Raw genomic sequence first — 8,520 nt, 5'->3', positions numbered from 1 at the left:
GTCACGCGGCCGGCCGCACCTGCCAGACCTCGCGGAGGTCGACACCCGCGTCGCGGACGAGGTTGAACACCGGGCATCGGCGCAGCACCTGGGCCTGGAGCTCGGCGAGCTCGCCGGGCCCCGCCGTCGTCGTGAGCGTCACGGTGAGGGTGAGCGTCTGGAAGTGCGGGGAGACGTCGGCGGTGCCGGCGAACCCGCGCAGGTCGAGGGTGCCGGTGGCGTGCGTCTCGACCCCCTCGACGGCGACGCCGAGCTCCGCGGCGACCGTCTCGACGACGACCGTCACGCAGCCGTTGAGCGAGCCGAGAAGGTACTCGATGGGGTTGGGCCCCTCGTCCGTGCCGCCGAAGGACGCGGGCTCGGCGACGACGAAACCGAACTGCCGCGCCCGGACGGCGGTCGACAGGGAGCCGGTCGAGCGTCCGCTCGCGGAGATCTCGGCGAGGCGCGGCGTCGGGTCGGTGGCGGGGGTGGCGGTGAGGGTCATCGGTCTGCTCCTGAGGTCGTGGGCTGTCGTGCCGGACGCTAGGGAGGAGCGGGAGTCCACAGCGAGCGGCACCCGCCGGGTGAGACCCGCGGGCGCCCGCCTCCCACTGGGTGAGACGGGCACGCTCCGGACGTACCCGGCGATCTGGCAAGATCGACTGGTGCCCAGCCTCGACCCCGCCATCGCCGCCCGGCTCAAGCGCGACCCCTCCGGGCTCGTGTGCGCCGTCGTCCAGGACGACTCCACCGACCAGGTCCTCATGGTCGGCTGGATGGACGACGAGGCGCTCCACCGGACACTCACCACCGGCCGCGCCACGTACTGGTCGCGCTCCCGGCAGGAGTACTGGCGCAAGGGCGACACCTCCGGCCACGTCCAGCACGTGCGCTCCGTGGCCCTGGACTGCGACGGCGACGCCCTGCTCGTACGCGTCGAGCAGGTCGGCCCGGCGTGCCACACCGGCACCCGCAGCTGCTTCGAGGCGGGCGGGGACCTCGGCGCCGTCGTCGGGGAGGCGTCATGACCGAGTGGGGCGCCACGTCACCCGACCTCGCCACCTTCCGTGAGCTCGCCGCCGACGGACGGCGCGTCATCCCCGTCGTGCGCCGCCTCCTCGCCGACGACGTCACGCCCGTGGGCCTGTACCGCCAGCTCGCCGGCGGGCGTCCGGGCACCTTCGTTCTCGAGTCCGCCGAGCACGGCGCCTGGGCCCGCTGGTCGTTCGTCGGCGTCCGCTCCCGGGCGACCCTCCTGTCCCGCGGTGGCCGCGCGACCTGGCTGGGCGACGTGCCCGTCGGGGTGCCCACCGAGGGACCGGTGCTCGACGTCCTGCGCGAGACCCTCCGCGCCCTGCACACCCCCGCCCTGCCCGGCCTGCCCCCGCTCACCGGCGGGCTCGTCGGCTCCCTGGGGTGGGACGTCCTGCGCCAGTGGGAGCCCCGGCTGCGCGCCAACGCCCCGGCCGAGATCGACGCCCCCGAGGTCGCGCTGTGCCTCGCCAGCGACCTCGCCGCCGTCGACCACTCCGACGGGTCGGTGTGGCTCATCGCCAACGCCATCAACTTCGACGACACCGACGAGCGCGTCGACCAGGCCCACGCCGACGCCGTCGCCCGGCTCGACGCCATGCAGGACCAGCTCCTCGCCCCGGCCCGCAGCCACGCCGCGGTCGGCGGGCAGGCCCCGACGTCCGACGAGGGCCTGCGCTTCCGCACGAGCCAGGCCGACTTCGAGAGCGCCGTGGGCGCGGCCAAGCAGGCGATCCACGACGGTGAGGTCTTCCAGCTCGTCGTGTCCCTCCGGGTCGACACCGACTGCCCGGCCGACCCGCTGGAGGTCTACCGGGTGCTGCGCACCATCAACCCCAGCCCGTACATGTACTACCTCCAGCTGCCCGACGAGCCGGCCGAGGGACGCTCGGCGAGCTTCGCCGTCGTCGGCTCGAGCCCCGAGACGCTCGTCAAGGTGAGCGACGGCCGGGTGGTGACGTTCCCCATCGCCGGCTCCCGGCCCCGCGGACGCACCGCCGAGGAGGACCACGCCCTGGCCGAGGAGCTCCTGGCCGACCCGAAGGAACGGTCGGAGCACATCATGCTCGTCGACCTCGCCCGCAACGACCTCGTCAAGGTGTGCGAGCCGCCGAGCGTCGAGGTCGTCGAGCTCATGGAGATCAAGCGCTACAGCCACATCATGCACATCTCCTCCACGGTGAGCGGGCGGCTGCGCCCCTCGTCCACCGCCCTCGACAGCCTCGTCGCGACGTTCCCCGCAGGGACACTGTCCGGGGCTCCCAAGCCGAGGGCGATCGAGCTCATCGACGACCTCGAGCCGGCCCGGCGCGGCATCTACGGCGGGACGATCGGCTACTTCGACTTCGCCGGTGACGCCGACATGGCCATCGCCATCCGCACCGCCTTCATCCGCGACGGCGTTGCCAGCGTCCAGGCGGGCGCCGGCATCGTCGCCGACTCGGTGCCCGCCCTGGAGTACGAGGAGTCGCGCAACAAGGCGGCCGCAGCGCTGCGCGCCGTGCGCGTCGCCGCCACGCTGCGCCCCGGGACCGAGGAGGAGCGGTGAGCCGAGGGCGCGTCGTCCTCGCGGTCCTCGTCCTCGGTGTCCTCGGCTTCGCGCTGTCCGCGCTGACCTGGGGCTCCACCGAGGTCCCGACCGTGCTCGCCGAGCGCACCGTCACTGTCTCCGGCGGTGACGCGAGCCCGGTCACGACCGCGGCGAGCCTCGCCGTCCTCGCCACCGGGCTCGCCCTGGCCCTCGGGGGCCGCTGGGTCACCCGGGTGTGCGCCGGTGCGCTCGTCGTCCTCGGCGGGGCCCTCGGCGCGGCCGCCATCGGCTTCCTGCGCGACCCGCGACCCCGCCTGGAGACCGCCGCCGCGCAGGTGAGCGGCGTCCGCGAGACCCTCGGCACCCCCGAGGTCACCGCGTGGCCCTACCTCACCATCGCCCTCGGCGCGCTCGTCGCCGCCGCGGCCGTCCTCGTCGTGCGCATCCCCACGGTCCAGGCCGGGCGCCGCTTCGAGCGCACCGCCGGGCAGGACGCCGCAGGGGACCCGGAGCGTGACGAGCGGGTCCGCGCGATGGACGACTGGGACGCCCTCGGGCGGGGCGAGGACCCGACCGCCCGGGACCACGGCTAGTGTTGGACCAGATGATGACCGCTGAGAGGAAGCGAACCATGGCGCACGACGGCACCCGTCGCGACTACGACCTGCCGCCCAAGGCCCCGGCCCACAACGAGGGCAAGACCGTCGCCGGCTGGGTGATGTTCTGGGGCGTCTCCCTCGGTGCGATCCTCACCGCGCTCGGCCTCGTGCTGTGGCAGATGGGCCTGATCGTCGCGGGCGTGGCCGTCCTCGTCCTCACCGTCGTCGCGAGCATCGTCCTCAGCGCGCTGGGCCACGGCCAGCCGCGCGACCGGACCGGCCGCCCCGGAGCCGGGCAGCCCGACTGGTACGCATGAGCGAGACGACGCCCACGGGCAACCGGGCCGGCGCCTGGGCGCTCGGGCTCGGGATCGCCGGGCTGCTCCTCCTGCTCGCCCCGGTCATCGGGTCGATGGTGGCGGCCGTCGTCGTCATCCTCCTCGGGACCGCCGTGAGCGCGTCCGCCGTCGTCCTCGGCGTCAACGGGGTCCTCGCGTACAACCGGGGCCGGACCGCCACCCGCTACACGGCGGTCCTGGGCATCGTGCTCGGCGCCGTCGGCTCCTTCTTCTGGCTGCTCTCGCTCCTCGGGCTCGTCCTCGGCCTCTAGCCGAGCAGGACGCGCGACTCCCACGGCGCCAGGGTGAGCTCCTCGCCCGCGGCGTGGGCGCCGTCGTCGTGCGTCGTGAGCAGGACCTCGCCCGCGAGCGGGCCGGCCAGCCCCGCGAGGGTGACCGTCGCCGGCTCCGAGCTCATGTTGGCGACGACGAGCAGCGTCGGTGAGCCGGCGAGGGTGCGGGTGTAGGCGAAGACCTGCTCGTGCTCGGGCAGGAGGAGGCGGAAGCTCCCCTCGACGACGATGTCGTGGGTGTGCCGCAGCTCGTGCAGCCGCCGGTAGTGGTGGTAGACCGAGCCCGGGTCGCGCCGCGCGGCGGCCGCGTTGACCTCGGTGTGGTTCGGGTTGACCGCGATCCACGGGGTGCCGGTGGTGAAGCCGGCGGCGGGGGAGTCGTCCCACTGCATCGGCGTGCGCGCGTTGTCCCGGCTCACCGGCGCGATGCCGGCGAGCACGTCCGCCGGGTCGGCGCCGTGCTCGAGCTGCTCGCGGTAGTGGTTGAGGGACTCGATGTCGCGGTAGTCCTCGATCGAGGTGAAGCCGACGTTCGTCATGCCCAGCTCCTCGCCCTGGTAGACGTAGGGCGTCCCGCGCATCATGTGGAGCACAGTGCCGAGCGTCTTGGCCGACGCGACCCGGTACTCCGGGGAGTCGTCGCCCCACCGGGACACGACCCGCGGCTGGTCGTGGTTGTTCCAGTACAGGGAGTTCCACCCGGCCGCGAGCCCCTCCTGCCAGGCGGCGAGGTTGAGCTTGAGGTCGGGCAGGGACAGCGGCTGCAGGTCCCACTTGCCGCCCGGCCCGTGGTCCAGGCCCACGTGCTCGAACTGGAAGACCATGTCCACCTCGCGGCGCGCCGGGTCGGTGAAGAGCCGGGCGTGCTCGAGGGTGACGCCCGGCGTCTCGGCGACCGCGAGGATCGCGGCGTCGGCGTAGACCTCGCGGTGCATCTCGTGGAGGAACTCGTGGTTGCGCGGCCCGTTCATGTAGAACGGCGATCCGTCGCCGTAGCGGGTGCCCGGCTTGGCGGGACCGTCGGGCAGCTCGCCGTCCGGGCCGACCGCCTTGGAGATGAGGTTGATGACGTCCATCCGGAAGCCGTCCACACCCCGGTCCAGCCACCAGCGCATCATCGCGTAGACGGCCTCGCGCACCTGCGGGTTCTCCCAGTTGAGGTCCGGCTGCTTGCGGGAGAACAGGTGGAGGTAGTACTCCCCGCTCGCCTCGTCCCACTCCCACGTCGAGCCGGAGAAGAAGGAGTGCCAGTTCGTCGGCTCTGCCCCCGGCTCCCCGCCGGTGTGCCCCGGGCGGGGCGGACGCCACACGTACCAGTCGCGCTTGGCGGAGTCACGGCCGGAGCGGGAGTCCTGGAACCACGGGTGCTCGTCGGAGGAGTGGTTGACGACGAGGTCCATGACGAGCTTCATCCCGCGCTCGTGGATCGCGGCGATGAGCCGGTCGAGGTCCTCGAGGGTGCCGAACATCGGGTCGACGTCCTGGTAGTCGGAGATGTCGTAGCCGTTGTCGTCCTGCGGGGAGCGGTAGATCGGGGAGAGCCACACGACGTCGACGCCGAGCTCGGCGATGTGGTCGAGGTGGTCGATGATGCCCTGGAGGTCACCGACGCCGTCGCCGTCGGAGTCGGCGAAGGACCGCGGGTAGACCTGGTAGACGACCGCCGAGCGCCACCACCCGGGCTCACGGTCGGGAACGGGCGTGGTCGCGGTGGTGTCGAGGTGACGCGGCGAGGTCATGAGGTCATCCCACCACTTCCTCGCCCGCCGCGCGGCCCGGGAGTGGCCCGTCCAGCGGACTGTGGTCGGCCTTGTCGGTGGGGGCACCTACGATGGGGGCCAAGCAAGGGGAGGGAGAGACGGTGACGGTCCTGGAAGACATCGTCGCAGGGGTCCGGGAGGACCTCGCCGAGCGGGAGGCCGCGACGCCGCTCGACGCGCTCAAGGAGCGCGCCCATCAGCAGCCCGTCGCCAAGGACGCCGTCGCCGCGCTGCGCGGCGGGGCGGACGCGGTGACGGTCATCGCCGAGGTCAAGCGCTCGAGCCCGTCCAAGGGTGCGCTGGCCGACATCGCCGACCCCGCCGGGCTCGCGGCCGACTACGAGGCCGGTGGCGCGAGCGCGATCAGCGTGCTCACCGAGCGGCGTCGTTTCGGCGGCTCGCTCGAGGACCTCGGCGCCGTGCGCGCAGCGGTCAACGTCCCGGTCCTGCGCAAGGACTTCGTCGTCACGCCCTACCAGGTGTGGGAGGCGCGCGCCTACGGCGCGGACCTCGTGCTCCTCATCGTCGCGGCGCTCGAGCAGACCGTGCTCACCTCGCTCGTCGAGCGCGTCCACTCCCTGGGCATGACCGCCCTCGTCGAGGCGCACGACCGCGAGGAGACCAAGCGCGCGGTCGACGCCGGCGCCCGCGTCATCGGGGTCAACGCCCGCAACCTCCACACCCTCGAGGTCGACCGGTCGGTGTTCAGCACCGTCGTCGACGTCATCCCCAGCGGTCTGCTCAAGGTCGCCGAGTCGGGTGTTCGCGGCCCCCACGACGTCCTCGACTACGCCCGCGCTGGCGCCGACGTCGTCCTCGTCGGGGAGGCGCTGGTGACCCAGGGCAGCCCGCGCCAGGCCGTGGCCGACATGGTCGCCGCCGGTGCCCACCCCTCCGTCCGGGCGGTGCGCCCGTGAGCCTGTCCGGCGCCGAGGGTCCGTACTTCGGGCGGTTCGGCGGCCGGTTCGTGGCCGAGGCGCTCGTCGCCGCGCTCGACGAGCTCGACACCGCTTGGCAGGAGCTGCGGGAGGACCCGTCCTTCCAGGCCGAGCTCGCCGAGCTGCACCGCACCTACACCGGGCGCCCGAGCATCATCACCGAGGTGCCGCGCTTCGCCGAGCACGCGGGCGGCGCCCGGATCATCCTCAAGCGCGAGGACCTCAACCACACCGGCTCGCACAAGATCAACAACGTGCTCGGCCAGGCGCTGCTCACCCGCAAGCTCGGCAAGAAGCGCGTCATCGCCGAGACGGGCGCCGGTCAGCACGGGGTGGCCACCGCGACCGCGGCGGCGCTCCTCGGCCTCGAGTGCGTCATCTACATGGGCGAGGAGGACGTGCGCCGCCAGGCGCTCAACGTCGCCCGCATGGAGCTGCTCGGCACCACGGTCGTCCCGGTCTCCAGCGGGTCCAGGACTCTCAAGGACGCGATCAACGAGGCGTTCCGCGACTGGGTGACGAACGTCGAGACGACCAACTACGTCTTCGGTACCGCGGCCGGGCCGCACCCCTTCCCGGGGATGGTCCGCGACCTGCAGAAGATCATCGGCGAGGAGGCCCGCGAGCAGGTGCTCGACCTCACGGGCGCGCTGCCCGACGTCGTCTGCGCGTGCGTGGGCGGCGGCTCCAACGCCATCGGGATCTTCAACGCGTTCCTCGACGACGAGGGCGTGCGCCTCGTCGGCCTGGAGGCCGCCGGTGACGGCGTCGAGACAGGGCGCCACGCCTCCTCGATCAGCGCGGGCACCCCGGGCGTGCTGCACGGCGCCCACACCTTCCTCCTGCAGGACGAGGACGGCCAGACCGTCGAGTCGCACTCGATCTCCGCCGGACTGGACTACCCGGCCGTCGGTCCCGAGCACGCGTGGCTCGCGGACCTCGGCCGCGCCGAGTACGTCCCGGTCACCGACGCGCAGGCGATGGAGGCCTTCCGCCTCCTGTGCCGGACCGAGGGCATCATCCCGGCGATCGAGAGCTCCCACGCCCTGGCCGGCGCCCTGGAGATCGGGCGCGCCGCCGCGGCGGCGGGCGAGCCCGCCCCGACCATCCTCGTCAACCTCTCCGGGCGCGGGGACAAGGACGTGGAGTCCGCGGCCGCCTGGTTCGGGCTGCTGGACGAGAAGGCCGCCGGGCCGCAGGACGAGGCGAAGACCGGTGCCATCGACGGCGCCGGCTACGAGGCGACGGGAAGCGTGGAGCTGTGAGCGAGGAGCAGACGAGGACGGTGGCGGGCCGGCGGTCCGCCGAGGCGATCGACGCCGCCCTCGCCGAGGGCCGCAAGGCACTCGTCGTGTACCTGCCGGTCGGCTTCCCGACCGTCGAGCGGTCGATCGCCGCGGCGCGGACCGCGGTCGCGGCGGGAGCCGACCTCGTCGAGCTCGGCCTGCCGTACTCCGACCCGGGCATGGACGGCGAGGTCATCCAGCACGCCACCACCCAGGCCCTCGCGCAGGGCACACGGGTGAGCGACGTCGTGCGCGCCGTCGAGCAGGTGTCCGCCACCGGCGCCGGCGTGCTCGTCATGACCTACTACAACCCCGTGCTGCGCTACGGCGTCGACCGTTTCGCGCGCGACCTCGCCAACGCCGGGGGAGGGGGGCTCATCACCCCCGACCTCATCCCCGACGAGGCCGGCGCGTGGATCTCCGCGGCCGACGAGCACGACCTCGACAAGGTCTTCCTCGTCGCCCCGAGCTCCACCGACGAGCGGCTCGCGATGACCGCCGCCGCCTCCCGCGGCTTCGTCTACGCCGCCTCCACCATGGGGGTCACCGGCGTGCGCAGCTCGGTCGACACCCACGCCCGTGACCTCGTCGCCCGCACCCGTGCGGCCGGCGCCGAGCGGGTGTGCGTGGGCCTGGGGGTCTCGACGGGCGCGCAGGCCGCGGAGGTCGCGGAGTACGCCGACGGCGTCATCGTCGGCTCCGCCCTCGTCCGCACCCTGCAGGACCCGGACGAGCGGGCCGGTCTCAAGGCCCTCGGCGCC

At 73.5% G+C, this 8,520-nt stretch carries 10 protein-coding genes; 8 read left to right on the top strand and 2 right to left on the bottom strand.

What is annotated here, in order from left to right:
* Position 1 precedes the first annotated feature (1 nt).
* Positions 2 to 487, bottom strand: a complete 486-nt coding sequence (locus tag FHE66_RS04465; protein ID WP_168202676.1) for an OsmC family protein — start codon at positions 485 to 487, stop codon at positions 2 to 4.
* A gap of 160 nt (positions 488 to 647) precedes the next feature.
* On the opposite strand from FHE66_RS04465, the gene hisI reads away from it, so the two are divergent.
* The 5 genes from hisI to FHE66_RS04440 are packed head-to-tail and all read left to right on the top strand — an operon-like array spanning position 648 to position 3,754.
* Complete coding sequence (gene hisI / locus FHE66_RS04460; RefSeq protein ID WP_139071777.1) at positions 648 to 1,010, top strand: phosphoribosyl-AMP cyclohydrolase; 363 nt, start codon at positions 648 to 650, stop codon at positions 1,008 to 1,010.
* Entirely contained in the window at positions 1,007 to 2,563 is a 1,557-nt protein-coding gene (locus FHE66_RS04455; RefSeq protein WP_139071776.1) for an anthranilate synthase component I, read from the top strand. The genes hisI and FHE66_RS04455 overlap by 4 nt, the downstream gene beginning before the upstream one ends.
* On the top strand, positions 2,560 to 3,138 hold the full coding sequence (locus FHE66_RS04450; RefSeq protein WP_139071775.1) for a Trp biosynthesis-associated membrane protein: 579 nt from the start codon (positions 2,560 to 2,562) through the stop codon (positions 3,136 to 3,138). The genes FHE66_RS04455 and FHE66_RS04450 overlap by 4 nt, the downstream gene beginning before the upstream one ends.
* A 38-nt stretch (positions 3,139 to 3,176) precedes the next feature.
* Positions 3,177 to 3,461 (top strand): hypothetical protein, encoded by a 285-nt coding sequence (locus FHE66_RS04445; protein WP_139071774.1) that lies wholly within the window; start codon positions 3,177 to 3,179, stop codon positions 3,459 to 3,461.
* Positions 3,458 to 3,754, top strand: a complete 297-nt coding sequence (locus tag FHE66_RS04440; RefSeq protein WP_139071773.1) for a hypothetical protein — start codon at positions 3,458 to 3,460, stop codon at positions 3,752 to 3,754. Before FHE66_RS04445 ends, FHE66_RS04440 begins: the two co-directional genes overlap by 4 nt.
* Here the strand turns inward: FHE66_RS04440 and FHE66_RS04435 are convergent.
* Positions 3,751 to 5,514, bottom strand: coding sequence for an alpha-glucosidase (locus FHE66_RS04435; protein ID WP_139071772.1), 1,764 nt, complete (start codon positions 5,512 to 5,514; stop codon positions 3,751 to 3,753). The two genes, FHE66_RS04440 and FHE66_RS04435, sit on opposite strands and share 4 nt — an antisense overlap.
* A gap of 122 nt (positions 5,515 to 5,636) precedes the next feature.
* Between FHE66_RS04435 and trpC the strand changes: the two genes are divergently transcribed.
* From trpC to trpA, 3 genes are all read left to right on the top strand, one after another.
* A complete protein-coding gene (gene trpC / locus FHE66_RS04430) occupies positions 5,637 to 6,452 on the top strand; it encodes an indole-3-glycerol phosphate synthase TrpC (protein WP_139071771.1) in 816 nt (271 codons plus the stop codon).
* The gene (trpB, locus tag FHE66_RS04425; RefSeq protein WP_139071770.1) at positions 6,449 to 7,738 is read left to right on the top strand and encodes a tryptophan synthase subunit beta; all 1,290 of its coding nucleotides are present in this window, start codon (positions 6,449 to 6,451) and stop codon (positions 7,736 to 7,738) included. Before trpC ends, trpB begins: the two co-directional genes overlap by 4 nt.
* A 20-nt stretch (positions 7,739 to 7,758) precedes the next feature.
* Positions 7,759 to 8,520 (top strand): tryptophan synthase subunit alpha (gene trpA / locus FHE66_RS04420; RefSeq protein ID WP_139071822.1); only part of this gene is annotated, 762 nt, incomplete at its 3' end.

It is taken from the genome of Georgenia sp. 311 (assembly GCF_006151955.1).
Classification (GTDB): domain Bacteria; phylum Actinomycetota; class Actinomycetes; order Actinomycetales; family Actinomycetaceae; genus Oceanitalea; species Oceanitalea wutianyii.
This window is presented reverse-complemented; position numbering and strand designations above follow the sequence as displayed.